The sequence below is a fragment of the Pseudomonas sp. 9.3L genome, from assembly GCF_058536285.1.
In genome coordinates this window covers 2,625,672-2,651,664 of sequence record NZ_JBZUBK010000001.1, presented here as the reverse complement: position 1 = coordinate 2,651,664, position 25,993 = coordinate 2,625,672, and the positions used below count along the sequence as shown (strand labels likewise).

Annotated in this window: 24 protein-coding genes; 4 read left to right on the top strand and 20 right to left on the bottom strand. The window is 60.3% G+C overall.

What is annotated here, in order from left to right; genetic code table 11:
* Positions 1-87 precede the first annotated feature (87 nt).
* The 4 genes from AC4LE2_RS12175 to AC4LE2_RS12160 all read left to right on the top strand — a co-directional run bounded on the left by AC4LE2_RS12175 (position 88) and on the right by AC4LE2_RS12160 (position 4,287).
* On the top strand, positions 88-1,164 hold the full coding sequence (locus tag AC4LE2_RS12175) for an AI-2E family transporter (protein WP_491826010.1): 1,077 nt from the start codon (positions 88-90) through the stop codon (positions 1,162-1,164).
* 68 nt (positions 1,165-1,232) lie between these two features.
* A complete protein-coding gene (mrdA, locus tag AC4LE2_RS12170; protein WP_491826009.1) occupies positions 1,233-3,125 on the top strand; it encodes a penicillin-binding protein 2 in 1,893 nt (630 codons plus the stop codon).
* 144 nt (positions 3,126-3,269) lie between these two features.
* Positions 3,270-3,869 (top strand): NAD(P)H:quinone oxidoreductase, encoded by a 600-nt coding sequence (gene wrbA, locus AC4LE2_RS12165; protein ID WP_491826008.1) that lies wholly within the window; start codon positions 3,270-3,272, stop codon positions 3,867-3,869.
* Positions 3,870-3,888: 19 nt separating this feature from the next.
* Positions 3,889-4,287 carry a VOC family protein gene (locus AC4LE2_RS12160; protein WP_491826007.1) on the top strand — a complete coding sequence of 133 codons (399 nt, stop codon included), beginning with the start codon at positions 3,889-3,891 and terminating at the stop codon, positions 4,285-4,287.
* A gap of 73 nt (positions 4,288-4,360) precedes the next feature.
* On the opposite strand, the gene nuoN is transcribed toward AC4LE2_RS12160, so the two are convergent.
* From nuoN to AC4LE2_RS12060, 20 genes are all read right to left on the bottom strand, one after another.
* Entirely contained in the window at positions 4,361-5,830 is a 1,470-nt protein-coding gene (nuoN, locus tag AC4LE2_RS12155) for an NADH-quinone oxidoreductase subunit NuoN (protein WP_491826006.1), read from the bottom strand.
* Between the two features lie 6 nt (positions 5,831-5,836).
* Positions 5,837-7,369, bottom strand: a complete 1,533-nt coding sequence (nuoM, locus tag AC4LE2_RS12150) for an NADH-quinone oxidoreductase subunit M (protein ID WP_491826005.1) — start codon at positions 7,367-7,369, stop codon at positions 5,837-5,839.
* Between the two features lie 40 nt (positions 7,370-7,409).
* A complete protein-coding gene (gene nuoL / locus AC4LE2_RS12145) occupies positions 7,410-9,260 on the bottom strand; it encodes an NADH-quinone oxidoreductase subunit L (protein ID WP_491826004.1) in 1,851 nt (616 codons plus the stop codon).
* The gene (gene nuoK, locus AC4LE2_RS12140) at positions 9,257-9,565 is read right to left on the bottom strand and encodes an NADH-quinone oxidoreductase subunit NuoK (protein ID WP_491826003.1); all 309 of its coding nucleotides are present in this window, start codon (positions 9,563-9,565) and stop codon (positions 9,257-9,259) included. Before nuoK ends, nuoL begins: the two co-directional genes overlap by 4 nt.
* Before the next feature lie 3 nt (positions 9,566-9,568).
* Complete coding sequence (gene nuoJ, locus AC4LE2_RS12135) at positions 9,569-10,069, bottom strand: NADH-quinone oxidoreductase subunit J (protein ID WP_491826002.1); 501 nt, start codon at positions 10,067-10,069, stop codon at positions 9,569-9,571.
* A 9-nt stretch (positions 10,070-10,078) separates the two neighbouring features.
* Complete coding sequence (nuoI, locus tag AC4LE2_RS12130; RefSeq protein ID WP_491826001.1) at positions 10,079-10,627, bottom strand: NADH-quinone oxidoreductase subunit NuoI; 549 nt, start codon at positions 10,625-10,627, stop codon at positions 10,079-10,081.
* Positions 10,628-10,637: 10 nt separating this feature from the next.
* Positions 10,638-11,639, bottom strand: a complete 1,002-nt coding sequence (gene nuoH / locus AC4LE2_RS12125; protein WP_491826000.1) for an NADH-quinone oxidoreductase subunit NuoH — start codon at positions 11,637-11,639, stop codon at positions 10,638-10,640.
* Positions 11,636-14,353, bottom strand: a complete 2,718-nt coding sequence (nuoG, locus tag AC4LE2_RS12120) for an NADH-quinone oxidoreductase subunit NuoG (protein WP_491825999.1) — start codon at positions 14,351-14,353, stop codon at positions 11,636-11,638. The genes nuoH and nuoG overlap by 4 nt, the downstream gene beginning before the upstream one ends.
* Before the next feature lie 116 nt (positions 14,354-14,469).
* The gene (gene nuoF / locus AC4LE2_RS12115; RefSeq protein WP_491825998.1) at positions 14,470-15,837 is read right to left on the bottom strand and encodes an NADH-quinone oxidoreductase subunit NuoF; all 1,368 of its coding nucleotides are present in this window, start codon (positions 15,835-15,837) and stop codon (positions 14,470-14,472) included.
* Positions 15,834-16,331 carry an NADH-quinone oxidoreductase subunit NuoE gene (gene nuoE / locus AC4LE2_RS12110; RefSeq protein ID WP_491825997.1) on the bottom strand — a complete coding sequence of 166 codons (498 nt, stop codon included), beginning with the start codon at positions 16,329-16,331 and terminating at the stop codon, positions 15,834-15,836. The genes nuoF and nuoE overlap by 4 nt, the downstream gene beginning before the upstream one ends.
* A gap of 2 nt (positions 16,332-16,333) precedes the next feature.
* On the bottom strand, positions 16,334-18,118 hold the full coding sequence (gene nuoC, locus AC4LE2_RS12105; RefSeq protein ID WP_491825996.1) for an NADH-quinone oxidoreductase subunit C/D: 1,785 nt from the start codon (positions 18,116-18,118) through the stop codon (positions 16,334-16,336).
* An 83-nt stretch (positions 18,119-18,201) separates the two neighbouring features.
* Positions 18,202-18,888, bottom strand: a complete 687-nt coding sequence (locus AC4LE2_RS12100; protein ID WP_491825995.1) for an NADH-quinone oxidoreductase subunit B — start codon at positions 18,886-18,888, stop codon at positions 18,202-18,204.
* Between the two features lie 10 nt (positions 18,889-18,898).
* A complete protein-coding gene (locus AC4LE2_RS12095) occupies positions 18,899-19,312 on the bottom strand; it encodes an NADH-quinone oxidoreductase subunit A (RefSeq protein ID WP_491825994.1) in 414 nt (137 codons plus the stop codon).
* A 452-nt stretch (positions 19,313-19,764) separates the two neighbouring features.
* Positions 19,765-20,505 (bottom strand): secretin N-terminal domain-containing protein, encoded by a 741-nt coding sequence (locus tag AC4LE2_RS12090; RefSeq protein ID WP_491825993.1) that lies wholly within the window; start codon positions 20,503-20,505, stop codon positions 19,765-19,767.
* 112 nt (positions 20,506-20,617) lie between these two features.
* On the bottom strand, positions 20,618-21,043 hold the full coding sequence (locus tag AC4LE2_RS12085; RefSeq protein WP_491825992.1) for a GNAT family N-acetyltransferase: 426 nt from the start codon (positions 21,041-21,043) through the stop codon (positions 20,618-20,620).
* A complete protein-coding gene (locus AC4LE2_RS12080; RefSeq protein WP_491825991.1) occupies positions 21,036-22,202 on the bottom strand; it encodes a ribosomal protein uL16 3-hydroxylase in 1,167 nt (388 codons plus the stop codon). The genes AC4LE2_RS12085 and AC4LE2_RS12080 overlap by 8 nt, the downstream gene beginning before the upstream one ends.
* A 76-nt stretch (positions 22,203-22,278) precedes the next feature.
* Entirely contained in the window at positions 22,279-23,649 is a 1,371-nt protein-coding gene (purB, locus tag AC4LE2_RS12075; RefSeq protein WP_491825990.1) for an adenylosuccinate lyase, read from the bottom strand.
* A 65-nt stretch (positions 23,650-23,714) separates the two neighbouring features.
* Entirely contained in the window at positions 23,715-24,338 is a 624-nt protein-coding gene (hflD, locus tag AC4LE2_RS12070) for a high frequency lysogenization protein HflD (RefSeq protein ID WP_491825989.1), read from the bottom strand.
* Entirely contained in the window at positions 24,335-25,483 is a 1,149-nt protein-coding gene (gene mnmA, locus AC4LE2_RS12065; protein ID WP_491825988.1) for a tRNA 2-thiouridine(34) synthase MnmA, read from the bottom strand. Before mnmA ends, hflD begins: the two co-directional genes overlap by 4 nt.
* A gap of 68 nt (positions 25,484-25,551) precedes the next feature.
* Positions 25,552-25,989: an NUDIX hydrolase gene (locus AC4LE2_RS12060; RefSeq protein ID WP_491825987.1), complete on the bottom strand. Its 438-nt coding sequence runs from the start codon at positions 25,987-25,989 to the stop codon at positions 25,552-25,554.
* Positions 25,990-25,993 lie beyond the last annotated feature (4 nt).

The following is a 25,993-nucleotide window of genomic DNA, read 5'->3' as shown; positions in this document are numbered from 1 at the left end:
TGCCAGGGCACTTTAGCGCACCCATGTCGGACTAAGCTTCAGGTACCCCAAGGGGGGTACCGAAGGCCTAGCTGACATGGAACGCGCATGAACGAAAACTCTCTCCATTACAAGTGCCTTCTGGTGCTCCTGGTAATGGTCACCGTCGCTTTTATCTGGATTCTCCTGCCGTATTACGGCGCTGTGTTCTGGGCCGTAATTCTCGGTATTTTGTTCGCCCCCCTGCAACGCAAGCTCACCCAGCGCTACAGATGGCCCAGAAACGTCACCTCGGTGGCGACCTTGTCCATCTGCGTGCTGGTAGCGGTACTGCCGGTGATCATTATCAGTGGGCTGTTGGTTCAGGAAGGAACAACGGTTTACAAGAACATTCAAAGCGGCCAACTGGACGTGGCTGCCTACGTGAGCCACTTCAAGCAGGCATTGCCCATGCCGCTTCAGCACCTGCTGGACCGGCTGGGCATGGGCAACTTGGACGGCCTTCGCGAGAAGATCACCGCCAGGGCCCTGCAGGGCAGCGAAGCCTTGACCTCTCAGGCGTTCAGCTTTGGCCAGGGCACCCTGGACTTCATCGTCAGCTTCGGCATCATGCTCTACCTGGTGTTCTTTTTCCTGCGGGACGGCCCTGAACTAGTACGCAAGATGCGCATGGCTGTGCCGTTGGCGGAGCAGCAAAAGCGCCGGTTGCAGTTGAAGTTCACCCGCGTGGTGCGGGCCACCGTGAAGGGCAACATGTTGGTGGCCATTTCCCAGGGGGCGCTGGGCGGAATCATTTTCTGGATACTTGATATCCCCAGTGCCTTGCTGTGGGCCGTCTTGATGGCATTTCTTTCATTATTGCCGGCAGTAGGCGCGGGGGTAGTATGGGCGCCGGTGGCGGCGTGGTTCTTCTTGGACAACGACATCTGGCGCGGTAGCGTACTTACCCTGTACGGTATTTTCGTCATCGGGATGGTAGACAACGTACTGCGGCCGATCCTGGTGGGCAAAGACACCAAGCTGCCGGATTATCTGGTACTGATCTCTACCCTGGGTGGCCTGGCTGTATTTGGCCTTAACGGTTTCGTTATTGGGCCGCTGATCGCAGCGCTGTTCATCTCCACTTGGAGCATCTTCACCAGTAATCGCCCCACCATACAATTGCCCCCTGACCTGCAACGTTGACCGCATGATCTACACATCGAGCGCTCAGCCTGCGGCGGGCGTTTCGATGTGTACCGACGAGCGTTGCCATGCCAGACCCGATTCCCCTGAAAGACCACGACAAGGAACAACGCCTGGTCAATGGTCGGCTGGTGGCGTGTGCCTTATTAGTGATCGGCCTGGCGCTCGCCCTGGTGGGGCGGTTGTACTTCCTGCAAGTGGTGCAATACGACTACCACTCGACGATTTCTGAAAACAACCGCGTCCACGTGCTGCCAATACCGCCCGAGCGTGGCTTGATTTACGACCGCAATGGCGTGGTGCTAGCCAACAACCGCCCCAGTTTCAACCTGACGCTGACGCGCGAGCGGGCCGGCGATACTGCCCAGGTGCTGGATACCCTGGCGCGTCTACTCCAGTTACCTGAGGAAGAACGTCGGCAGTTCGATAAGGACCTGCGCCGGTCACGTCATCCCTTCGAGCCTGTCACGCTGATGTACGAGCTGACTGAAGCCCAGATCGCCTTGGTGGCGGTCAACCAGTTTCTGTTGCCCGGGCTGGAGGTAGAGGCGCAATTCGTGCGCGAGTACCCCTTGGGTGAGCAATTCGCGCACTCCCTCGGTTACGTGGGACGCATCAATGAAAATGAAGCCAAAGTGCTGGACCCGGTGGAGTACCGCGGCACACAGTCTGTGGGTAAGACCGGTGTGGAACGCTTTTATGAAGGCGCGCTGCATGGCCATGTGGGGTTCGAGGAAGTCGAAACCAATGCCCAGGGCCGAGTCATGCGCGTGCTAAGGCACACTGACCCGGTGGCGGGCAAGAACATTACGCTCACCCTAGATGCCACGCTTCAGGTCGCGGCTGAAAAAGCCCTCGCTGGGCGCAGGGGGGCAATCGTTGCCCTTGATCCCCAAACGGGCGAGGTACTGGCAATGGTGAGCGAGCCGAGTTTTGACCCTAATCTGTTCGTTACCGGCATCAGCTACAAACAGTACACCGCCCTTCGTGATTCCATCGACAGGCCGCTGTTCAACCGCGTGCTGCGAGGGCTGTACGCGCCAGGCTCCACCATCAAGCCGGAGGTGGCCGTAGCGGGGCTGGACAGCGGGGTGATCACCGCAGGCACCCGCGTGTTCGACCCTGGTTACTACGAGCTGCCCAACTACGATCATAAATACCGTAACTGGAACCGCAGCGGCGATGGTTGGGTAGACCTGTACGCCGCGATCATGCGCTCCAATGACACCTACTTCTATGAAACCGCCCACCGCCTTGGCATTGACCGCTTGCACGATTACCTGAGCCGTTTCGGCATCGGGCAGAAAGTGTCCTTGGACATGTTCGAGGAGGCGCCAGGCTTGATGCCCTCGGAGCAGTGGAAACGCGCCACACGACGGCAGGCTTGGTTCCCGGGGGAGACCCTGATCCTGGGCATCGGCCAGGGCTATATGCAGGTCACTCCCCTGCAACTGGCACAGGCCACGTCTTTAATAGCAAGCAAGGGTGTGTGGCACCGTCCTCACCTTGCTGAATCCGTAGGGGGGGTCGCCCCTGTGGATATCAACCCTATGCCCAACATTGTGTTACGTGATGCAGGGGAGTGGGAGCAGGTCAACCGTGGCATGCAGGCCGTCATGCACGATGCCCGTGGAATCGCCCGGCAGTCTGCCGCAGGTGCTCAATACCGCATCGCTGGCAAAAGCGGAACCGCCCAGGTGGTCGCGATTCGCCAGGGTGAGCGCTATAACCGCGCCAAAACACTGGAGCGTAACCGCGACAACGCATTGTTCGTAGGGTTTGCGCCTGCGGAGAGCCCCAGAATTGTAGTTGCCGTGATGATCGAGAACGGCGAAGCGGGTGGGCGCGTAGCAGGGCCGGTGGTGCGGGAGGTGTTGGATGCTTGGCTGTTAGACCAAGACGGCCACCTCAAACCCCAGTACGCCAGCCCCTCTGTCGCCCCCAAGGCGCCTGCGACCTGACAGGCCTACGCAAGGCGGCCAGGTAGGGGCGCAATGCACGGCTTCGATCAAAACGTTCGAATCCCTGCGTTTTTATCCTGTCCCAGTCTGTGCGAAGGTTCATCGGCCGGCGTCATTGTGGCGCGGCATCCTAAGGAGCGTCTCATGGCTAAAGTTCTTGTTCTGTATTACTCCACGTATGGCCATATTGAAACCATGGCCAACGCGGTCGCCGAGGGGGCGCGGGACGCGGGTGCAACTGTAGACGTCAAGCGCGTACCCGAGACCGCGCCTGCCGAGGTCGCCAAGGCCGTCCACTTCAAGCTTGACCAGGCCGCCCCGATCGCCACCGTACAAGACTTGGCCAACTACGATGCAATCATTCTGGGCAGCCCCACCCGCTTTGGACGGGTCAGCAGCCAGATGGCCGCCTTCCTGGACCAAGCAGGCGGGCTGTGGGCTTCAGGGGCGCTGAATGGCAAGGTAGGCGCAGCCTTTACCTCCACTGCGTCCCAGCATGGCGGCCAGGAAACCACGCTGTTCTCGCTTATCACCAACCTGCTGCACTTTGGCATGGTGATCGTGGGCTTGCCCTACAGCTACCAAGGCCAGATGAGCATGGAAGAAATCGTGGGCGGCACGCCTTACGGCGCGAGCACGCTTGCAGGGGGTGACGGCTCCCGACAGCCTAGCGAGATCGACTTGGGCGGCGCGCGCCATCAGGGCGAGCTGGTTGCCAAGACTGCGGCCAAGCTGTTCAGCTGACCGCTAAGGGAGGGCCGTTATGTACTCGCACATTATTGTTGGCGCACAGAACCTCCAGCGTATGGCCGCCTTTTACGGCAGTGTCCTGCCTACGTTAGGCCTGGAAGCGATGCCTGACGAGGATGACAGCGGCCCACCCGGCAAAGGGTGGCAGCGGCCAGGGCAGCGTTGGCCGCAGTTCTTTGTGCAAGCGCCATTCAATGGCTTGCCTGCGACCGCCGGCAACGGCACTCAAGTGAGTTTTGCCTGCGCATCCCGTGAACACGTCAACGCCGTATGGGCTGCGGCATTGGCCCACGGCGGAACTGATGAAGGCTCGCCGGGTGTCCGTGACTGTTATGGGCCTGACTATTACGGGGCTTATTGCCGCGACCCTGAGGGCAATAAATTGTGCTTCGTGCACGCCGACGGTTTATAAGCGCTCTACCTGAGGCGCACCACAAAAAAAGCCCGCCAGGCATCGCCAGGCGGGCTTTTTTACGCAGCAGGGATCAGCCCATCAGGTGCAGCCCTGCGTGCTGTACCAAGTCAACCAGCGGTTGTGGATACACGCCCAGCACGAATGCCAGAATGGCGATTGCCAGCAGCATCACGCCGCCGGTGCGCTGTTCCCAATTCAACGGGGCATCTTGGCGCGGAATGCTCGACTCCATCAGGTACATGGTGACCATGACGCGAAGGTAGTAGAACAAGCCGATCGCGCTGCCCAGTACCAGGGCGCCCACCAGCCACCACAGGCCGGATTCAACGCCAGCGGCCATTACGTAGAATTTACCGATAAAGCCCGCCGTGAGGGGGATACCCGCCAGCGACAGCATCATCACCGTAAGTACAGCCGTGAGGTAAGGGCGCCGCCAGAATAGCCCGCGGTACTCGAACATAGCATCGGCATCACGGCCCTTGAACGGTGAGGACATCAAGGTAATCACCCCGAAGGCGCCAAGGCTGGTGATGACATAGGTGACGAGGTACACCCCAATCGCTTCCACCGCCAGGCCTTTGCTGGCCACCAGGGCAATCAGCAGGTAACCGAAGTGCGCGATGGAGGAGTAGCCCAGCAGGCGCTTGAGGTTGGTCTGGTTCAGCGCCAGCAGGTTACCTACCAGAATGGACGCGACTGCAATGACGCTCAGCACAGTGTTGAGTACACCGCTGCTGGCTGCCGGCGACAATTGGAACAGCCGCACGATCACTGCAAAGACCGCCACCTTGCTAGCCGTAGCCAGGAAGGCCGCGACCGGTGCAGGTGCGCCTTCATAAACGTCGGGCGTCCACAGGTGGAATGGAACCAGTGACAACTTGAATGCCAGGCCTACCAACATCATCCCCAGCCCCAACTGGGCCAGCATGCTAGGCAAGCCAGTGGCGGCAAGGGCTGCGCCGATACCGCCAAAGCTCAAGGTGCCTGCGTCTGCATACAGCAATGCCATGCCGAATAACAGGAACGCCGACCCGGCAGCCGACAGCACCATGTATTTGATGCCAGCCTCCAGCGAGCGCTTGTTGAAGAACGCATAGGCGACGAGGCCATACACGGGCACCGACAGCAGCTCCAGGCCAATGAACAGCGACGCCAGGTGCTGGGCACAAACCAGCACCATGCCGCCCGCTGCGGCCAGCAGGATCAGCAGGTACAGTTCTTCCCGGTTGCCGGGGTAGCCCGAGCCCGCATCGCCCAGGTACGCATGCGCCAAGGTCACGCAGGCCAAGGTTGCGACCAGAATCAACGCCATGTACAGGCAGGCAAAATTGTCTACTTGCAGCAAGCTGGTCACGCTCAGGGGCGTCACATTGAGCACGGGCAAAAGCGACAGCAGGGCCAGGTTAAGGCCAGCACACGACAACAGGAAAGTTTGTGAATGGTTACGGCGCCAGGCGATGGCCAGCATTACCACCACGATGGTGACGCTGGTAATCAGCAGTGGCGCCAGCGCCAGAAAGTGTTGAGAGGTCAGTTCCATTGCAGGTTACCGGGCCGATGCAAGTTGAGAGAAAGCCGAGCCGAACCAGTGCTGAACCCCCGCCATGGTAGCGGCTGAGGTGTCCAGGATGGGTTGCGGATACACGCCCAGCAATACCAGCAGCACCGCCAGCACTAAGATCATCGCCAATTCGCGACCGTCCATGCCATGCAGTACGGTATCGGACTTGGCGGGGCCAAAGTAGGCGCGGTGGATCATGATCAATGCGTAGACCGAGCCCACGACCAGGCCGAAGGTCGCGATAGAGGTGACCCAAGGCGCGACCGTGAAGCTGCCCAGCAGAATCAGGAACTCGCCCACGAAGTTACCAGTGCCTGGAAGCCCGAGCGAGGCTGCCGCGAAGAACAGACTGATCGCAGGCAGGTAGCTGATACGCGACCAAAGCCCGCCCATCTCACGCATGTCTCGGGTGTGCAAGCGTTCGTACAGTTGGCCGCTGAGGATGAACAACGCAGCGGCCGACAGGCCGTGAGCGACCATTTGCACCACAGCGCCTTGCAACGCTTGCTGGCTGCCTGAGTAGATGCCAATCAGCACAAAGCCCATGTGTGAAACGCTGGAATAGGCGATCAGGCGCTTGATGTCCGTCTGCGCAAAGGCCAGGAAGGCACCGTAGAAGATCCCTACCAGCCCCAGGCCCATGGCGATCGGCGCGAACTCTGCCGACGCATTCGGGAACAGCGGCAAGGCAAAGCGCAGCAGGCCATAGGCGGCCGTTTTGAGCAAGATACCGGCGAGGTCCACAGAGCCTGCAGTAGGCGCCTGGGCGTGTGCGTCTGGGAGCCAGGAATGCACGGGCACGACCGGCAGCTTCACGGCGAAGGCCACGAAGAAGCCCAACATCAACAAGTACTCAGTGCCCGCTGGCAGCTTCGCTTTGAGCAGGTCACTGTAGTTGAAGGTAATGACGCCTGTGGTATTGAAGTTCACCAGGACCAGCCCCAGGATCGCCACCAACATGATCAGGCCGCTGGCCTGGGTGAAGATGAAGAACTTGGTCGCCGCGTAGATCCGGGTGCGCTTGCCGTCTGACGAGCTGTGACCCCATAGGGCAATGAGGAAGTACATCGGTACCAGCATCATTTCCCAGAAGAAGAAGAACAGGAACAGGTCCAGCGACAGGAACACGCCAATGACACCGCCCAGGATCCACATCAGGTTCAAGTGGAAGAAACCCACATGGCGCTGAATTTCTTTCCACGAGCACAGTACCGACAGCAAACCCAGCAGGCCGGTCAACAGGATCATCAGCAGCGAGAGGCCATCGAGCGCCAGGTGCACGCTGATACCGAAGCGCTGAATCCAGGCCAGCTTGAATTCCACTGCCCAGACCGGGTCAGCGCCGGGCGCAGGTGCCAAGGTGTAATCACCGTGCGCCCAGAGCCATAACCCAAGCGCCAGTTCCAGTGACATTGTCAGCAGAGCGATCCAGCGGGGGAGGGTAGCGCTCGAGCGCTCAGCCATCCAGCACAGGAGTCCGCCGATGAAGGGAATCAGGATCAGCCAAGGCAAAATCATGACGGGTTCGTTTCCTTTCGCAAATTCGCAAGGTTCATAGTCAGGCCGCCATTACTACAGCGCCCAGCACCAGGACGGCGCCAAAGCCGATGGACGCAGCGTACCAGCGCAACTGGCCGTTCTCGGTGCGGCTCATGACGGCATTGCCGCTTTTGACCAGCCGAGGGACCAAGCCGATACCGCGATCCATAGGGTCCTTACGCAGTACATGGCTGATCCATAAGTACGGTTTGACGAAGAGCTTGTCGTACAGCCAGTCAAAGCCCCACGCCGCATACCACCATGCAGACAACAACCGGCCTGGCCCACTGTTGGCAATAGCGGTAGCTACCCGACGTTTGCCAAGGAATAACAGCGCTGCAAGCAGAATGCCCGCCAGTGCGATAGCCCCCGAGGCGATTTCCAGGCTGTGTTTGGCGTCACCACCGGCATGACCCACGCTTTCTGGCAGTACACCCGCCAGCGGCGGATGAATCCAGGCGCCAATGAAGGTGGACAGCACCAACAGCACGCCCAAGGGCAGCGCGTGAGCGATACCGTGACCAGGGTGCGCGTCTGTTTTCGCCTCGCCGTGGAAGGCGATGAAGATCAACCGGAAGGTGTACAAGGACGTCATGAACGCGCCTACCAGGCCGGCGTACAGCAAACCGGTATGGCCGCTGGCAAATGCCTCCCAGAGGATTTCGTCCTTGGAGTAGAAGCCTGCCGTCAGGAGTGGCAAGGCTGACAACGCTGCCCCGCCCACGATGAAGCTGGCGTAGGCCAAGGGAAGTTTTTTCCAGAGCCCGCCCATCTTGAAGATGTTCTGCTCGTGGTGACAACCAATGATCACCGCACCCGAAGCCAGGAACAGCAGCGCCTTGAAGAAGGCGTGCGTCATCAGGTGGAAGATCGCGCCTTCCCATGCGCCTACTCCCAGCGCCAGGAACATGTAACCGATCTGGCTCATGGTTGAGTAGGCCAGGACGCGCTTGATGTCGGTTTGCACCAACGCTGCGAAGCCGGCCAGCACCAAGGTCACCCCACCCACCACGCCCACGAGGTGCAGGATATCCGGCGCCAGTGCGAACAAGCCGTGAGTGCGAGCGATCAGGTAAACGCCTGCGGTCACCATGGTCGCAGCGTGGATCAACGCGGATACAGGTGTCGGGCCGGCCATGGCGTCTGCCAGCCAGGTTTGCAAAGGTAGCTGAGCCGATTTACCCACTGCTCCGCCCAGTAGCATCAAGGTGGCCAGTACGATCCAGAAGTCGCCGACCTTGAAGTGCTCCGGCGCACGCACCAGCAGCTCCTGGATATTCAACGTACCCAGCTGCTGGAACAGGATGAACATGCCGATGGCCATGAATACGTCACCGATCCGGGTGACAATGAAGGCCTTGAGCGCAGCGTTGCCATTATTGCGGTTGCCATAATAGAAACCGATCAACAGGTAGCTGCACAGCCCCACGCCTTCCCAGCCAAAGTAAATGAACAGCAGGTTGTCGCCCAGAATCAGGAACAGCATGCTGGCAATGAACAGGTTGGTATAGGCAAAGAACCGCGAATAGCCTTCTTCGCCCCGCATGTACCAGCTGGCGAACAGGTGGATCAAGAAACCCACGCCAACCACCACACCCAACATGGTGACCGACAGGCCGTCCAGGTAGAGGGTGAAGCTTGGCGCGAAGCCGTCAACCGACATCCAGGTCCAGAGCAGTTGGGTGAAGGCACCACCTGCTGGGGGGGCCAAGTTAAATTGCCAGATCACATAGGCGGCCACGATGGCCGACAAGCCAATGGAGCCGACACCGATCAGCGCCGAGGTGTTTTCCGAGAGGCGGCCCCGAGAGAACGCCAGTAGGAAATAACCCAGCAGAGGGAAGACGAAAGTCAGGAAGAGTAGGTTCATCCGTGCATCTCACTGGCAGCGTCGATATCGAGCGTATGGAAGCGGCGATACAACTGGATCAGAATGGCCAGGCCAATACTGGCCTCGGCCGCGGCCAGGCTGATCACCAGAATAAACATGATCTGCCCGTCCGGTTGTGCCCAGCGGCTACCCGCGACGATGAACGCCAATGCGGCAGCGTTCATCATGATTTCAAGGCTCATCAAGATGAAGAGTATGTTGCGGCGAACCAACAGGCCTACCAGGCCCAGCACGAACAATATGCCCGCGACGGCCAAGCCGTGTTCTAGAGGAATGGCTGGCATAGGTTACTCCTTCGCCTCGTTACGGCCGATATGGAAGGCGGTAATGGCAGCCGCCAGGAGCAGCATGGACGCCAGTTCCACCACCAACAGGTATGGCCCGAACAGGCTGATGCCCACGGCTTTTGGCCCAACGGTGGTTTCCCCCAGCGGGATGTTGCCTGGGCCCGAAAACAGGACGTACATCAATTCCAGCAGTAGCAGCACTGCCAGCAACATTGGGCCTGCCCAGATCCCTGGCTTGAACCAGGCACGCTCTTGCTCGGCGGACGCGGTGCCCAGATTGAGCATCATCACCACGAACACAAACAGCACCATGATGGCGCCAGCGTACGCGATGATTTCCAGGATGCCGGCAAAGGGCGCCCCGAGTGAGAAGAACGTCATGGCGACAGCGATCAAAGAGATGATCAAGTACAGCAAGGCATGGACCGGATTGGTGCCAGTAACAACCCTGAGGGTCGCCAGCACCGCAACGCCAGAGGCGAAATAGAACGCGAATTCCATTGTGGTTCCTTAAGGCAGCAGGCCCTTCACGTTGATCGGCTCGGCTTCGTTCTGCGCAGCGCCCTTAGGCTTGCCAGCAATGGCCATGCCTGCGACGCGATAGAAGTTATAGTCCGGGTTCTTGCCTGGCCCTGAAATCAGCAGGTCGTGTTTTTCATACACCAAGTCCTGACGCTTGTAGTCCGCCATTTCGAAATCCGGCGTCAGCTGGATCGCGGTGGTGGGGCAGGCTTCCTCGCACAAGCCGCAGAAGATGCAGCGCGAGAAGTTGATCCGGAAGAACTCTGGGTACCAGCGGCCGTCGTCTGCTTCAGCCTTTTGCAGCGAAATGCAGCCGACAGGGCAGGCGACCGCGCACAGGTTGCACGCCACGCAGCGCTCTTCGCCATCCGGGTCGCGGGTAAGCACGATCCGGCCTCGGTAGCGCGGGGCCAGATAGACCTCTTCCTCCGGGTACTGCAGGGTGTCGCGCTTGCGGAAGCCATGGCCGAATACCATGATCAGGCTGCGCAGTTGGGTATAGGTGCCATGGGCAATATGGCCGATATATTTGAACATCACGCGTTCCTCAAGTCCCCGCCGGTGTGTTTAACAACACGACCGCGGCGGTTACCAGCAAATTGATCAGGGTCAGCGGGAGGCAGAACTTCCAGCTGAAGTCCATCACTTGGTCATAGCGCGGCCGAGGTATCGAGGCGCGCAGCAGGATGAACAGCATGATGAAAAAGGCGGTCTTGAGCGCGAACCACAGGAACGGTACCTGCGGCAGGATATCGAAGGGGCCATGCCAGCCGCCGAAGAACAGCGTGACCAGCAAGGCAGATACCAGGACGATACCGATGTATTCACCTACGAAGAACATGCCCCATTTCATGCCGGCATACTCGATGTGGTAACCGTCGGCCAATTCCTGTTCCGCCTCGGGCTGGTCGAACGGGTGACGGTGAGTCACCGCTACGCCTGCGATGAAGAACGTACAGAAGCCGAAGAACTGCGGAATGATGAACCACAGGTTCTGCGCTTGGTACTCAACGATGTCGCGCATGTTGAACGAGCCGGCCTGGACAATCACGCCCATCAGCGCAAGGCCCATGAACACTTCGTAGGACACCGTCTGGGCCGATGCCCGCAGGCTACCCAGCAGTGCATACTTGTTGTTGCTCGACCAGCCCGCGAACAGCACCGCATACACCGAAAGCCCGGCCATCGCGAAGAAGAACAGCACCCCAATGTTCAGGTCAGCCACCCCCCAGGTAGGGGTGATGGGAATGACCGAAAAGGCGATGAGCAGGGCGCTCATCGCCACCACAGGGGCCAGGGTGAAGATCACCCGGTCCACGAAGGGCGGGTTCCAGTCTTCCTTGAAGAACATCTTCAGCATGTCAGCCGCGATCTGGAACATGCCGAACGGGCCAACCCGGTTGGGCCCGTAACGGTCTTGCCACCAGCCTAGCAAACGGCGCTCCACGAAGCTGAGCAGCGCACCACAGACCACGACGGCCAGCAAAATGACGATAGATTTCAAGGCCGAGACGATCACGTCGATCACTTCAGGGGTAAACCAGGTCATTGCGCAGCCTCCTGCAAGCGTTCAACGGGCTGCCCGCCAAAGGCCGGGGGGATGCCCGGCAAGCCTTTGGGCAGGGCAACCAGGCCTGCGGCGAGTTGATCATCCACACGCAGCGGCAAACGCAATTCAACCCCCGCCACGCTGAAGCTGAGCAGGGCACCATCGTTCACACCTAGCCGATCAGCTTCCGCTTTGGCCAAGGCAATGTAGGGCGTCGGGATACGCGACTGCACCGGCGCGGCCCGTGAAGAGGTTTCTTCACTGCCGAACAGGTGATACACCGGCACGGCCGTCCAGGTACCCCGCGCTGGCGCGAAGGCCGCTGGCACGCTGGCGAACCAGGAGAGACCATCGCCTCGCGGCTCGATCAGGCGCACACCTGGGTCGCCTGCTCGCAGATGACCGCCCACTTCGTCCTGGAATTTGTTCCAGGCCTGCGGGGAGTTCCAGCCTGGCAACCAGGCGAACGGTACCTGCTGACGGAGTTCCTTGCTCCCGGAGTAACCTTCCATGGAGAAGGCGAACGGGCTGTCGATGTCCTGGCTGGTACGCGGTTCATGCACGCTGATGTTGGCGCGCATTGACGTACGGCCGGAATAGCGCAGCGGCTCACGGGCCAGCTTCTGGCCCTTGATGCGGAACGCCGCAGACGGTGCGGCGCCAACGATACCCGCAAGCTGCGGGGCGCTAGCGGCGCAGGCAGCCGTGACCTGGTCAAGCTGGGTCCAGTCCACCTTGCGCTCAAGCAGCGTGGCGCGCAGGGCATGCAGCCAGCGCCAGCCTTCATGCACGAAGTTCTGGGGGTCCAGGTAATGCGGGTCGAACACCTGGAAGAAGCGCTGTGCGCGGCCTTCCTGACTGACCAGGGTCCCGTCGGCTTCAGCGAAGCTGGCGGCGGGCAGTATCAAGTGTGCGCGGTCGGCCGTAGGGGTTTGCTGGTGGTCCGCCACGATGACCACTTTCGCCGCTGCAAGCGCTGCATCCACCTTCGCCTTGGGCGCGCGGGTGTACAGGTCGTTTTCCAGCACCACGATGGCATCTGCGCGGCCGTCGATCACTGCATCCAACGCAGCGTCGAGGGAGTCACCGCCCAACATGGCCAAGCCCAGGCTGTTGGCCTCCGGCACGATCAGGCTCAGCGAACCGGCCTTGGCACGCAGGGCAAGTGCCTTGGCGATGTTGGCAGCGGCTTCGATCAACGCGTTGGAGCCCAGCGACGTGCCCGATACGATCAGGGGGCGCTTGGCGGCCAGCAGCGCGTCGGCGATACGCTGAACCAGCCCGAGGGTCTCGTCATCCAGGCCAGGCACGGCCGGGGCGCTCGCATCCAGGGCATGGGCCACTGCGAAGCCCAGGCGGGCGAGGTCTTCAGGCGCTGCGTGTACGCATTCCTCGGCAACGTCATCCAGGCGTGTATCCGTCAGGCTGGCGATGAACAGCGGGTACATTTCGTGTTGCCCGATGTTTTTGACCGCAGCATCCAGCCAGGGCGGGACGCGCATGGCTTCAGCCATCGCTTCTGCCTTGCCTTTCACCGATTGCCGCAAGGCCAAGGCCATACGGGCAGCGGTTTGGGTAAGGTCTTCGCCCAGCACGAAGACCGCATCGTGGTCTTCTACCTCTCGCAGGCTTGGGATCGGAAGCGGGCTATTGTTCAGCACCTCCAGCGCCAAGCGGATACGGCTTAGCTCGGCTGCTTCGATGCCGGTGGAGTACCACTCGGCGCCCACCAGTTCACGCAGTGCGTAGTTGCCTTCCAGGCTGGCTCGTGGCGAGCCGATGCCGACGATGGTACGGCCACGTAGCAGTTGAGCGGCCTGATCGAGTGCGGCGTCCACGCCCAGCATGGCGCGTTCCTGACCCAGCATCGGATGCTTGGGGCGGTCCTTGCGGTTGACGTAGCCATAACCGAAGCGGCCACGGTCGCACAGGAAGTAATGGTTGACCGAACCGTTGTAGCGGTTCTCTATGCGGCGCAGTTCGCCGTAGCGTTCGCCCGGGCTGATGTTGCAGCCGCTGGAGCAGCCATGACAGATGCTGGGCGCAAACTGCATGTCCCATTTACGGTTGTAGCGCTCGGAGTGGGTTTTATCCGTGAACACGCCCGTTGGGCACACTTCAGTGAGGTTCCCGGAAAACTCGCTCTCCAGCACGCCATCTTCAACGCGGCCGAAGTACACGTTGTCGTGCGCCCCGTACACGCCCAGGTCCGTACCGCCGGCATAGTCTTTGTAGAAACGTACGCAGCGGTAACAGGCGATGCAGCGGTTCATTTCATGCGCAATGAACGGCCCCAGGTCTTGGTTCTGGTGCGTACGTTTGGTAAAGCGATAGCGGCGCTCGTTATGGCCGGTCATCACCGTCATGTCTTGCAGGTGGCAGTGGCCGCCTTCTTCGCACACCGGGCAGTCGTGCGGGTGGTTGGTCATCAACCATTCCACCACGCTGGCACGGAATGCCTTGGATTCTGCATCGTCGATGGAGATCCAGGTGTTATCGGCCGCCGGGGTCATGCAGGACATGACGATACGGCCACGGGTGTCGTTTTCGTCGGTGTATTGCTTGACCGCGCACTGGCGACATGCGCCAACGCTGCCCAATGCGGGGTGCCAGCAGAAATAGGGAATGTCGAGGCCGAGGGACAGACACGCCTGTAGTAGGTTGTCTGCGCCATCGACTTCGAGCGCTTTGCCGTCTACGTGGATAGTGGCCATGGTTCAAAGGTCTTCGTTGGCCCGGTTGCCCAGGCTTGGCTAATGGAAATCTTGTTCTGCGCCTGGCGCCGAAGCGCGCAGGCGGGGGCGGGGCAAGGCCACCGCCTACGCATCAATCAGGCACCGGCCGGGATGGGCCGTGGTTGGCCAAAGCCCGGAGCCGGGGTCGCCGCTCCCACGGGGGCGATGCCGGCTTCGAATTCTTCACGGAAATACTTGATGGCACTGCCCAATGGCTCCACCGCCCCAGGGGCGTGGGCACAGAAGGTTTTGCCAGGCCCCAGGAAACCTACCAGCCCCAGCAGGGTGTCGATGTCCCCCTGGGCCCCCTGGCCGGTTTCCAGTGCCCGCAGCAGCTTGACCGACCATGGCAGGCCATCCCTGCAGGGGGTGCAGAAGCCACAGGACTCACGGGAAAAGAACTCTTCCATGTTGCGCAGCAGCGAGACCATGTTCACCGTCTGGTCCACGGCCATAGCCAGGCCGGTGCCCATGCGGGTACCTACCTTGGCAATACCGCCGGCGTACATTTGGGCTTCCAGATGCTCGGGCAGCAGGAAGCCAGTGCCAGCGCCGCCAGGCTGCCAGCACTTGAGGGTGTACCCGTCGCGCATCCCGCCTGCGTAGTCTTCGAACAACTCACGTGCGGTTACGCCAAAGGGTAGCTCCCACAGGCCAGGGTTCTTGACCTTGCCGGAAAAGCCCATGAGCTTGGTGCCGTGGTCTTCACTGCCTTCACGCGCCAGCGCCTTGTACCAGTCAACGCCATTACCGACGATTGCCGGAACGTTGCACAGCGTCTCGACGTTGTTAACACATGTAGGTTTACCCCACACGCCTACGGCGGCCGGGAACGGCGGCTTGGAACGCGGGTTGGCGCGGCGGCCTTCCAGTGAGTTGATCAGTGCGGTTTCTTCGCCACAGATGTAACGGCCCGCGCCGGTGTGTACAAACAGTTCGAAATCGAAGCCGCTGCCTAGAATGTTCTTGCCCAGGAGGCCTGCGGCCTTGGCTTCTTCGACGGCACGGTTGAGGTGCCGAGCAGCAGTGGTGTACTCGCCTCGCAGGAAGATATATCCGCGATAGGCCTTCAGCGCCCGAGCGCTGATCAGCATGCCTTCGATCAGCAGGTGGGGCTGCTGTTCCATGAGCATGCGGTCTTTCCAGGTGTTGGGCTCCATTTCGTCCGCATTGCACAGCAGGTAGCGGATGTTCATGGATTCATCTTTAGGCATCAGGCCCCACTTCACGCCCGTAGGAAAACCGGCGCCACCGCGGCCTTTGAGCCCGGAGTCCTTGACCGTTTGCACGATCTCGTCCTGGGTCATCTGTGCCAACGCTTTACGGGCGGCCGTGTAGCCATCCTTGCGCTGGTATTCCTCCAGCCAGACGGGCTCCGCGTCATCGCGCAAGCGCCAGGTAAGGGGATGGGTCTCAGCGGCGCGCGTGATGCGGTTGGCCGGGCCAAACGAAGTGAGGGTCATACGTAGGCCTCCAGCAAGTGGCTAACGCCGTCGGGCATGACGTTGCCAAACGTATCGTCGTCGATCATCAGCGCGGGCGCCTTGTCGCAGTTCCCCAGACAGCACACCGGGAGCAAGGTGAAACGGCCATCGGCGGTGGTTTGGCCAAGGCCGATGCCCAGTTCACGTTGGATCTGGGCTACCACCGATTCGTGCCCGCCGATGTAGCAGACCATGCTGTCGCACACGCGGATGATGTGGCGCCCCACAGGTTGGCGGAATATCTGGCTATAGAAGGTGGCAACCCCTTCAACGTCGCTGGCCGGAATCCCGAGCAGCTCGCCGATGGCATAGAGCGCGCCATCAGGGACCCAGCCGCGTTCCTTTTGTACGATCTTGAGTGCTTCGATAGAGGCCGCGCGCGGGTCTTCGTAGTGGTGCAGCTCGTGCTCGATGGCCGAGCGCTCGGTTTCGCTCAGTGCGAAACGGTCAGTCTGGATAAGCGTCGTGTTCATGCTTAGCGGTCCACATCGGCCATGACGAAGTCGATACTGCCCAGGTATGCAATCAGGTCGGCGACCATGCTGCCGCGGATCACCGAAGGAATCTGCTGCAAGTGCGGGTAGCTGGGGGTACGGATACGGGTGCGGTAGCTCATGGTGCCGCCGTCGCTCGTCAGGTAATAACTGTTGATGCCCTTGGTCGCCTCAATCATCTGGAAGGACTCGTTGGCCGGCATAACCGGCCCCCATGACACTTGCAGGAAGTGAGTGATGAGGGTTTCGATATGCTGCAGGGTGCGCTCTTTAGGCGGCGGCGTAGTCAGCGGATGGTCTGCCTTGTAAGGGCCCGCCGGCATATTGCGCATGCACTGCTCGATGATCCGCAGGCTCTGGCGCATTTCTTCGACCCGCACCATGCAGCGGTCGTAGGCATCGCCTGAGTGAGCCAACGGCACTTCAAATTCGAAGTTCTCGTAGCCCGAGTACGGCCGCGCTTTGCGCAGGTCGAAATCGCAACCCGTAGCGCGCAGGTTCGGGCCAGTGGTGCCCCATTCCAGTGCTTCGCGGGTGTTGTAGGCGGCGACACCAACGGTACGGCCCTTGAGGATGCTGTTCTGCAGCGCCGCCTTGGTGTATTCGTCCAGGCGTTTGGGCATCCAGTCGATGAAGTCTTTGACCAGTTTTTCCCAACCGCGAGGCAGGTCGTGTGCAACCCCGCCAATGCGGAACCAGGCCGGGTGCAGGCGGAACCCAGTGATGGCTTCGATGACCGTGTAGGCCCGCTGCCGGTCGGTGAAGGTGAAGAACACCGGTGTCATGGCGCCCACGTCCTGGATGTAGGTACCCAGGAACAATAGGTGGCTCGTGATGCGGAAGAACTCCGCCATCATGATACGGATGGTATTGACCCGGTCGGGCACGGTAATGCCGGCCAGCTTCTCTACCGCCAGTACGTAGGGCAGGTTGTTCATCACCCCGCCGAGGTAGTCGATGCGGTCGGTGTACGGAATGTAGCTGTGCCACGACTGGCGCTCGCCCATCTTCTCAGCACCACGGTGGTGGTAGCCGATGTCGGGCACGCAATCGACAATCTCTTCGCCGTCAAGCTGCAGGATGATCCGGAAGGCACCGTGGGCGGAGGGGTGGTTGGGCCCCAGGTTGAGGAACATGAAGTCCTCGTTGGCTGTGCCGCGCTTCATGCCCCAGTCTTCAGGGCGGAAGCGCGCGGCTTCCTCTTCGTGCGCCTGCTTGGCGAGGCTCAGGCTGTAGGGGTCAAACTCGGTGGCGCGGGCAGGGTAGTCCTTGCGCAGCGGGTGGCCTTCCCAGGTAGGCGGCATCATGATGCGGCTCAGGTTGGGATGGCCCACGAAAGTAATGCCCAGCATGTCCCACACTTCACGCTCGTACCAGTTGGCGTTAGGCCACAGGTTTGTGATGGTGGGGAGGTTCAGGTCGCCCTCGCTCAACGCCACCTTGAGCATCACATCGCTGTTACGCTCCAGTGACATCAGGTGGTAGAAGACGGTGAAGTCAGCCTCGGGCAGGCCACGGCGGTGGGTACGCAAGCGTTCGTCCACGCCGTGCAGGTCATACAGCATCGAGTAGGGCTTGGGCAGGTCGCGCAGGAACGCCAGCACGTCCTTTATCTGGGCCCTTGGCACCCACAGCACAGGCATGCCCGTGCGGGTGTGCTGGGCAGTGAAGCTGTCAGGGCCGAAGCGGTTGTTCAGTTCAACGACCACATCCTGGTCGTCAGCCTTGTAAGGCGGGATATACAGAGCGGTGTCCGCTGTTGTCATGGTGTCGGTCGCTTTCGCTTTCGGTCAACGTAAAGGATGAGCCCCAGACGCGCGCCTGCCAGCCTGTGGCAGGCGCGCCCGGATCACACTTCGTCTGGGCTGCGCAGGTTGGTGACTTGAATACGCTGTTCGCGCCGCAGGTCTTTCTGGGACGGCATCTCGGCGCGGTAAACACCTTGATCGCCCACCACCCACGACAGAGGGCGCTTCTCCTTGCCGATTGACTCCTGCAACAGCATCAGCCCTTGCAGGAATGCCTCTGGACGAGGAGGGCAACCGGGGACGTAGACGTCCACGGGCAGGAACTTGTCCACCCCCTGAACGACCGAGTAGATGTCGTACATGCCACCTGAGTTAGCGCAAGCACCCATGGAGATTACCCACTTCGGCTCAAGCATCTGTTCGTACAGGCGCTGGATGACCGGCGCCATCTTGATGAACGGGGTGCCAGCGATCACCATGAAGTCTGCCTGCCGGGGTGACGCGCGGATCACTTCAGCCCCGAAACGGGCGATGTCATGGGGTGCGGTAAAGGCCGTGGTCATTTCCACGTAACAGCAGGACAGCCCGAAGTTGTAAGGCCATAACGAGTTTTTACGGCCCCAGTTGACGGCGCCGCTTAAGACGTCCTCAAGCTTGCCCATGAAGACGCTACGGTGAACCTGGTCTTCGAGCATCTTGTCATCGACGATGCCCTGCTTGCCCAGGGGGTAGCGCTGTTCCGGATCCTGAGGAGCATCCGGGTCAATCTTGGTAAGGTTATATTGCATTGCCAAAGCCTCATTGTTTCAGCTTCGCCTGCCGCTTGTGACGACCTTCGGGCGCCCAATCGAGTGCCCCCACTCGCCATAGGTAGACAAGACCCGCCAACAGAATTGCTATGAAAATGAGCGCTTCGACAAAGCCTGCCCACCCGCTTTCGCGAACGGACACTGACCAGGCGAACAAAAAGAGGGCTTCTATATCGAAGATCACGAACAGCATCGCGACCAGATAGAACTTGGCGGACAAGCGGAGCCGGGCGCTGCCAACGGGTAACATGCCTGACTCGAAGGGGTCGTTCTTGCTACGGCCCCAGGCCTTGCCGCCGAGAAGGCTGGACAGGCCAAGCATGAAGGCACAGAGCCCCGCGACACCCAGGAGGAAGATGGCAAAGCCCCAGTTATGGGCGATGAGTCCTGCTGAAGGGGTCATGCTGGCAATCCTTAACAGAGCGCTAGGTCTCTGAATCTAAAGAGGGTATAGCAGTGACGAAATGTCGCAGCCATGGATCGACGAATTTTATGGGCAAACCCGCGGCAAGTAAATTTATAGGATCAAATTAATTCACCCAATGGTGCAAATAGTACACACCTATACCGCGCCATGCCTTGTTGTTAGCGGATTAGAGCGGTTTTGTTCAAAGCTCTTTTCTTTTAACGGCAACAACTTGAGTGTGAATGATAATTGATCGCAACAATGGGTGGTGTCTGTATTAGTTGTAGCTCACTCAAGTGACTATAGCCCCGGTTTGAGTTTATGCCCCAATCAATTGCAGGCCTTAGATCTGAATCAATGAAAGGCCAGATACCGCTATGTTACGAAGACGATAAAGGCATGAGGCCATCAAGCCATGCCCTGCGACTGTACGTCCGCACAGGCCTGCCTCACGGCAGCGCATCGACCCGTACCCGAAGCGTCATGTCGTCACGCCCCTGGGTGCTGTAATAGCGGCTAGTCCCGCTGCGCCCGGCTTGGCTTTGGCTATTGACGCCCGCTACGGTGATCCATTGGCCCAATGGGCCACTAACGCGGGTATCAGTGCTTTGAACATTGACTACGTCCGGGCGCTCTTGGCTCATGCGGTCATTGTTGGCGCTGATGGCCAAGTGCACCGTGTCGCCTGTCACGCTTGCAGTCACGTAAAAGCCTTGGGTGACGTTGCGGTATTCGGTCTGAGTTTGTAGCCGGCCATAGGCGTCCGTCTGAGCGGTAGTCAGGGGTATGCTCTGGCCAACTTGTATCAGCGCGGGGGTGCCTTCACTGGCCTGCACTTGTTGCAGCCCGCCGGTGCGGTTGGCCGTGCCGTACTGGATGATCCGGCCGTTACCCGCACCGTTGGTTGTGGCACGGTTGGCGTCACTGGTGTCCACGCTAATCAGCAGGCGCTTGGCGGGGATGTCCAAGCGTTCGAGCAGTGCCCCCAGCTCGTCCAGCTTGCCAGGCTCGGCATTGACCACCAGCTGGTTGCCCAGCGCACTGATCGTGCCCTGGTTGCCAAGAAACGACCGTAAGGTAGGCAGCAACTCGTCGCTGCTGCGGTAGTGGAGCTCCATTACCTGAGTGGCGGCGTTGGCGAATGAGCCAAACGCCATGAGCAGAAGGGTAATATAAGGGCGCAGCGGCATGGCTAGTTACTCCGCAAGGTGAGCACCTAGTATGACCCAGGCGCCCTACGAAAAGTGGTTGTGTTAGCCACTATCGCTTAGGTTGCCGAGCACCGCCATACCGCCAGATGGGTCAGGCAGCGTGGCGCAGCATTTCCACATGGGCCAGGCCCGCTTCCAGAAACTCGTCGCTGACTACTTCGAAGCCGAACCGCTGATAAAACGCCGTGGCATGTACCTGTGCGGTGAGCTTCAGCGCTTTCATTTCACGCCGCCTGGCCTCCGCAATGACGGCGTGCATTAACGCATCTCCAACGTGCAGGCCGCGCCAGTCCTTTAGCACAGACAAGCGGCCAATGTAGCCGTCCAGTAGCAGCCGAGCGGTACCAATAGGGAAGTCCCCCTGTTCGGCCAGAAAGTGGATCGCGGCATCGTCCTCGGAATCCCACTCCTGCTCGGGCGCTACTGCCTGCTCGGCCACGAACACTGCTTCACGTATGTGATGAATCTTGGCGTAGTCCCGATGCCAGTCTGCCAGGCGGATACGAAGATCATTCATCGGCAAACCCCAGGCTGCCCTGAAGCACGAGTTGGCAGAGCAGGGTCACCGCCTCGTCATCTTTCAGCCAAGGCCCCAGGTTGGTCTGGTGCAGCGCATCCGCAGAGCAGACCAATTGCAGCAGGCCACGCAGGCTGCCGGGCAGCAGGCGGCTCTGGCCGCTGGCAAACAGCATCAGCTCGCTGCCCATTTCCGACCACGCCAGGCGCGCGCTGGGGTTTCGGATCATCACCGCCCCTTGGCTTAAAGCGTCAAGAAGCTCTTCTTCGCTCAGTTGAGACCCTGCCACGCGTTCCGCATAGCGAGGCTCGGTCATGAACTGGCCGAACCAGGTGAGCAGCAATCGATCGTCGCTCATATGGTCCGCCAGCAGGGTTTTGAGCCGGACCAGCGCGTCATGCTGGATCTGATTGGGGTCGTTGGCGGCCTGGATATCAGGGTCGCTGTAGCGTTCATCATCCGGAATGAACTGACTCAGGAAGTCGGTGAAGTGGGTCAGTACTTCACTGGCACTTGGCGCGCGGAAGCCAATGCTGTACGTCATGCATTCGTCCACTGCCGTGCCGTAATGGGCAAGCCCTGGCGGTAGGTAGAGCATGTCGCCAGGCTCCAGTGTCCAGGCGTCGGTTTCCTCGAAGTTCGCCAAGATGCGCAGGTCGGCGTGCTCCAGCAAAGGGCTGTTCGAGGTGCAGGCCTGGCCTACTCGCCAGGTGCGCTTGCCATGGCCTTGGAGAAGGAACACGTCGTAATGGTCGAAATGCGGGCCTACGCCACCGCCAGGGGCGGCATAGCTGATCATCACGTCATCGATACGCCAGGTGGGCAGGAAGCGGAACGGCTCAAGGAGGGCGCCTACCTCAGGCACGAATTGATCCACGGCCTGCACCAGCAGCGTCCAGTCGTTTGCAGGGAGCTGAGCGAAGGCGTCTTCGGCGAACGGCCCGCGGCGCAACTCCCAGGGCTGGTTGCCGTGTTCGAGCACGATACGGGATTCTATTTCTTCTTCGAGTGCCAGCCCGGCCAGCTCGTCGGGGCTGATAGGGTTCTCAAAGTCAGTGAACGCCTGGCGCACCAGTAGCGGTTTTTTCTGCCAGTAATCACGTAGAAATTGTTGCGCAGTCAAGCCGCCGAGCAGTTGAAGAGGTTTATCGGAAGGCATCGTTAACTCGTTGAATGTCGTTGAATCACAGAATGAAAAACGCCCGGCGAGGCCGGGCGTCATGGCGCGGGCGTGGTTAGATTCTGCGGGCCTGCTCGGCCGCATTGCCGATGTAGCTGGCAGGGGTTAGGCGCGCCAGCTCAGCCTTGGCAGCCTCAGGCATATCCAGACCTTCAATGAACGCCTGTAGCGCCTGGGCAGTAATGCCCTTGCCCCGGGTCAGCTCCTTGAGCTTCTCGTAGGGGTTCTCGATGTTGTAGCGGCGCATGACGGTTTGGATGGGCTCGGCCAATACTTCCCAGCAGGCATCCAGATCGGAGGCAATGCGCTGGGCATTGATTTCCAGCTTGCTGATGCCTTTGAGGCTGGCTTCGTAGGCAATAACGCTGTGTGCAAACCCTACGCCCAGGTTGCGGAGCACCGTGGAGTCCGTAAGGTCGCGCTGCCAGCGCGATACCGGCAGCTTGCTGGCCAGGTGTTGGAGCAGTGCGTTGGCGATCCCCAGGTTGCCTTCGGAGTTTTCGAAGTCGATCGGGTTGACCTTGTGCGGCATGGTGGACGAGCCGATCTCACCCGCAACGGTGCGTTGCTTGAAGTAGCCCAGAGAGATATACCCCCACACATCTCGGTCGAAATCGATGAGGATCGTATTGAAGCGGGCGATGGCGTCGAACAGCTCGGCAATGTAGTCGTGTGGCTCAATCTGGGTGGTGTAGGGGTTGAATATCAGGCCCAGTTCGTCTTCGATGAAGGCCTGGGCGTTCGCTTCCCAGTCGATGCCGGGGTAGGCCGAGAGGTGGGCGTTGTAGTTGCCCACCGCGCCGTTGATCTTGCCCAGCAGCGGCACTGCCGCAATCTGGGTGACTTGGCGCTCAAGGCGGTACACCACGTTTGCCAGCTCTTTGCCCAGTGTCGTGGGGGAGGCAGGCTGGCCATGGGTGCGGGACAGCATCGGCACGTCTGCGAAGCGGATCGCAAGCTCTCGGATGGCACCTGTAATCTGGCGCATCAGTGGCAGCAGCACGGTATCCCGGCCTTCACGCAGCATCAGCGCATGGGACAGGTTGTTGATGTCCTCGCTGGTGCAGGCGAAATGAATGAATTCGCTTACGCTAGCCAGTTCTGGAAGGCGAGCGGCCTGCTCTTTGAGCAGGTACTCAATGGCCTTGACGTCGTGGTTGGTGGTGCGTTCGATCTCTTTCACGCGCTCTGCGTGTTCGAGGGCAAAGCCGGTGGCCAACTCATCGAGCAGCGCGGTGGCATCAGCCGAGAACGGAGGTACTTCGGCAATCCCTGGGTGTGCGGCCAGGCGCTGCAACCAGCGCACTTCGACCATGGCGCGGAAACGGATCAGGCCGTATTCGCTGAAAATAGGACGCAGGGCCTCGGTTTTGCCGGCATAGCGGCCGTCAACAGGGGAAACCGCAGTGAGCGAAGAAAGCTGCATGGGGTGTTCTCGGCAGTTGGGCAACGAAAAGGGCGCACATCATACACGAAAAACCAGGCCGCCGATTATCTGTCACGGAGCATGGGATACAGTTCCGCTAGCAGCTTGCGGCGGCTTACCAACAATTGCCAACGATGCCCGCCCAGCTGGCGCCACAAACGTGCGCAGCGTATGCCTGAGAGTAAAAGTGCCCGGATCTTGGACGCGTTATTGAGTTGCTGCAGGTGGCGCATGTCGCCATTGACCTGAATGCGCTGACGTAAGGTGCTGAGGGTGTCCTGGTACAGGCCGCCACACGCAGCCACGACGTTTTCATGAGCAGGGCCAAAATGCTCTACCTGCCCCTGGATCTGAGGCAGCCGCTTGCCAATGGCTTCCAGCATGGCAGGGCGTTTTTGCAACTGCCGTTCGAGGGTGACCATGGACAGGGCGTATCGCAGTGGCTCGCGCTGGAGGGTAGAAGGTTCGCGCTCCAACGCGGCGGCCAAGGCCTTATAGCCATCACGCAGCTGATTATCGGTGCCGCCGAACACATCAAGGGTATCTTTGGGATCGCGTACCAACAGGGTACCCAGCATGCTGCCCAAGGCGGCCTCGCTGATCTGACCGGTCTTGGCTACCTGATCGACAAGGATCGCCGCCTGGAACACCCCCCCAAGTGCAATGAGTTGCTCGTGCAGCGTACTCATGCGATAGCGCTCTGGCGTGGGTAAGCGGGTTCTGCGATTTCAATCACGCCGCCCCCTAGGCAGACCTCGCCCTCGTAGAACACTACCGACTGCCCCGGAGTAACCGCCCGCTGCGGATTATCGAAGGTCACCCTGTAACCCTCAGCCGTCAGGCTCAGCGTGCAGGGTTGATCGGCCTGGCGATAACGAACCTTTGCCGTAAGCTGGCGTGGATGAGTGACGTCTATGGGGTTCACCCAGAAAATACCTGAAGCCGTGAGCGCCTTGGCAAACAGCCAGGGGTGATCGTTGCCCTGGCCTACGATCAGCTCGTTGCGGGCCAGGTCCTTGGCCAGTACGTACCAGGGCTCTTCGCCCGCGCCGTGAAGGCCGCCAATGCCGAGCCCCTGGCGCTGGCCAATGGTGTGGTACATCAGGCCATGGTGGCGCCCGATGACGGCGCCATCGGTGGTTTTGATCTCGCCAGGCTGCGCGGGAAGGTACTGCTTGAGAAAGTCGCTGAAACGCCGTTCGCCGATGAAGCAGATGCCGGTGGAATCTTTTTTCTTGGCAGTGGCCAGCCCATGAAGGTCCGCGATAGCCCGGACTTCAGGCTTTTCGAGCTCGCCCACAGGAAACAGTGTGCGGGCGATCTCGTCGCCACCTACGGCGTGCAGGAAGTAGCTCTGGTCTTTGTTCGGGTCCAGCCCCTTCAGCAGCTCGGTGACGCCGTCGCGGTCACGCCGGCGCACGTAATGCCCCGTGGCAATCAAATTGGCCCCCAGGCTTAGCGCGTAGTCGAGGAACGCCTTGAACTTGATCTCGCGGTTACACAGGATATCGGGGTTGGGCGTGCGCCCGGCCTTGTACTCGGCCAGAAAGTGTTCGAATACGTTATCCCAGTACTCGGCAGCGAAATTCGCCGTGTGCAGCGTGATGCCCAGGCGGTCACACACCGCTTGGGCGTCGGCCAGGTCTTCGCGCGCCGTGCAGTATTCGGTACCGTCGTCCTCTTCCCAGTTTTTCATGAATAGGCCTTCTACCTGAAAGCCTTGTTGCATGAGAAGTAGGGCAGACACGGAGGAGTCGACGCCGCCGGACATGCCGACGATCACGCGCGTATTACGGGGATCCTTGTAGGGATCGGGAAGGGCAGGCTCACGCATGGGCTTGGAAAGAGTTCTGGTGAAAAACGCAGTATTCTAACAGGCCACGCCTGCGCTGGGTAAACGGCTCAGTCCCGGATAAGGTCCAGGCTATGCAGTGGGCCCTTGAGGTAGTCATCAAGGCAGCGCATCACCAGTTCGCTGCGCCAGCGATGGGGTTCGGCGGCCAGCGCCTCGCGCGTTAGCCAGTGTGTTGCGGTGATGTCACGGTCCAGAGGATGGTCCTTGCGACGAAGGGGCTTGGCAGCGAAGCAAATGCGCTGGTACGTCACGCCATTGAAAGGCGCTGTGTACAGGTAGATGCCTACCACCGCCGTCAATTCGACGTCCCAGGCGGTCTCTTCGCGTGTTTCCCGCAGTGCTGCCTGCCGCAGCGTCTCGCCTCGCTCGAAGTGGCCCGCGGGCTGGTTGAGCACCAGGCGGCCCTCTTTGTGCTCTTCGACGAACAGAAAACGGCCGTCGTCTTCGACAACGGTGGCAACGGTAATGTGGGGGTGCCAAGTCATGGGC

Coding starts and splice junctions, on each gene's coding strand:
- AC4LE2_RS12175 (WP_491826010.1), top strand. CDS start 88: ATGAACGAAAACTCTCTCCATTACAAGTGCCTTCTGGTGCTCCTGGTA.
- mrdA (WP_491826009.1), top strand. CDS start 1,233: ATGCCAGACCCGATTCCCCTGAAAGACCACGACAAGGAACAACGCCTG.
- wrbA (WP_491826008.1), top strand. CDS start 3,270: ATGGCTAAAGTTCTTGTTCTGTATTACTCCACGTATGGCCATATTGAA.
- AC4LE2_RS12160 (WP_491826007.1), top strand. CDS start 3,889: ATGTACTCGCACATTATTGTTGGCGCACAGAACCTCCAGCGTATGGCC.
- nuoN (WP_491826006.1), bottom strand. CDS start 5,830: ATGGAACTGACCTCTCAACACTTTCTGGCGCTGGCGCCACTGCTGATT.
- nuoM (WP_491826005.1), bottom strand. CDS start 7,369: ATGATTTTGCCTTGGCTGATCCTGATTCCCTTCATCGGCGGACTCCTG.
- nuoL (WP_491826004.1), bottom strand. CDS start 9,260: ATGAACCTACTCTTCCTGACTTTCGTCTTCCCTCTGCTGGGTTATTTC.
- nuoK (WP_491826003.1), bottom strand. CDS start 9,565: ATGCCAGCCATTCCTCTAGAACACGGCTTGGCCGTCGCGGGCATATTG.
- nuoJ (WP_491826002.1), bottom strand. CDS start 10,069: ATGGAATTCGCGTTCTATTTCGCCTCTGGCGTTGCGGTGCTGGCGACC.
- nuoI (WP_491826001.1), bottom strand. CDS start 10,627: ATGTTCAAATATATCGGCCATATTGCCCATGGCACCTATACCCAACTG.
- nuoH (WP_491826000.1), bottom strand. CDS start 11,639: ATGACCTGGTTTACCCCTGAAGTGATCGACGTGATCGTCTCGGCCTTG.
- nuoG (WP_491825999.1), bottom strand. CDS start 14,353: ATGGCCACTATCCACGTAGACGGCAAAGCGCTCGAAGTCGATGGCGCA.
- nuoF (WP_491825998.1), bottom strand. CDS start 15,837: ATGACCCTCACTTCGTTTGGCCCGGCCAACCGCATCACGCGCGCCGCT.
- nuoE (WP_491825997.1), bottom strand. CDS start 16,331: ATGAACACGACGCTTATCCAGACTGACCGTTTCGCACTGAGCGAAACC.
- nuoC (WP_491825996.1), bottom strand. CDS start 18,118: ATGACAACAGCGGACACCGCTCTGTATATCCCGCCTTACAAGGCTGAC.
- AC4LE2_RS12100 (WP_491825995.1), bottom strand. CDS start 18,888: ATGCAATATAACCTTACCAAGATTGACCCGGATGCTCCTCAGGATCCG.
- AC4LE2_RS12095 (WP_491825994.1), bottom strand. CDS start 19,312: ATGACCCCTTCAGCAGGACTCATCGCCCATAACTGGGGCTTTGCCATC.
- AC4LE2_RS12090 (WP_491825993.1), bottom strand. CDS start 20,505: ATGCCGCTGCGCCCTTATATTACCCTTCTGCTCATGGCGTTTGGCTCA.
- AC4LE2_RS12085 (WP_491825992.1), bottom strand. CDS start 21,043: ATGAATGATCTTCGTATCCGCCTGGCAGACTGGCATCGGGACTACGCC.
- AC4LE2_RS12080 (WP_491825991.1), bottom strand. CDS start 22,202: ATGCCTTCCGATAAACCTCTTCAACTGCTCGGCGGCTTGACTGCGCAA.
- purB (WP_491825990.1), bottom strand. CDS start 23,649: ATGCAGCTTTCTTCGCTCACTGCGGTTTCCCCTGTTGACGGCCGCTAT.
- hflD (WP_491825989.1), bottom strand. CDS start 24,338: ATGAGTACGCTGCACGAGCAACTCATTGCACTTGGGGGGGTGTTCCAG.
- mnmA (WP_491825988.1), bottom strand. CDS start 25,483: ATGCGTGAGCCTGCCCTTCCCGATCCCTACAAGGATCCCCGTAATACG.
- AC4LE2_RS12060 (WP_491825987.1), bottom strand. CDS start 25,989: ATGACTTGGCACCCCCACATTACCGTTGCCACCGTTGTCGAAGACGAC.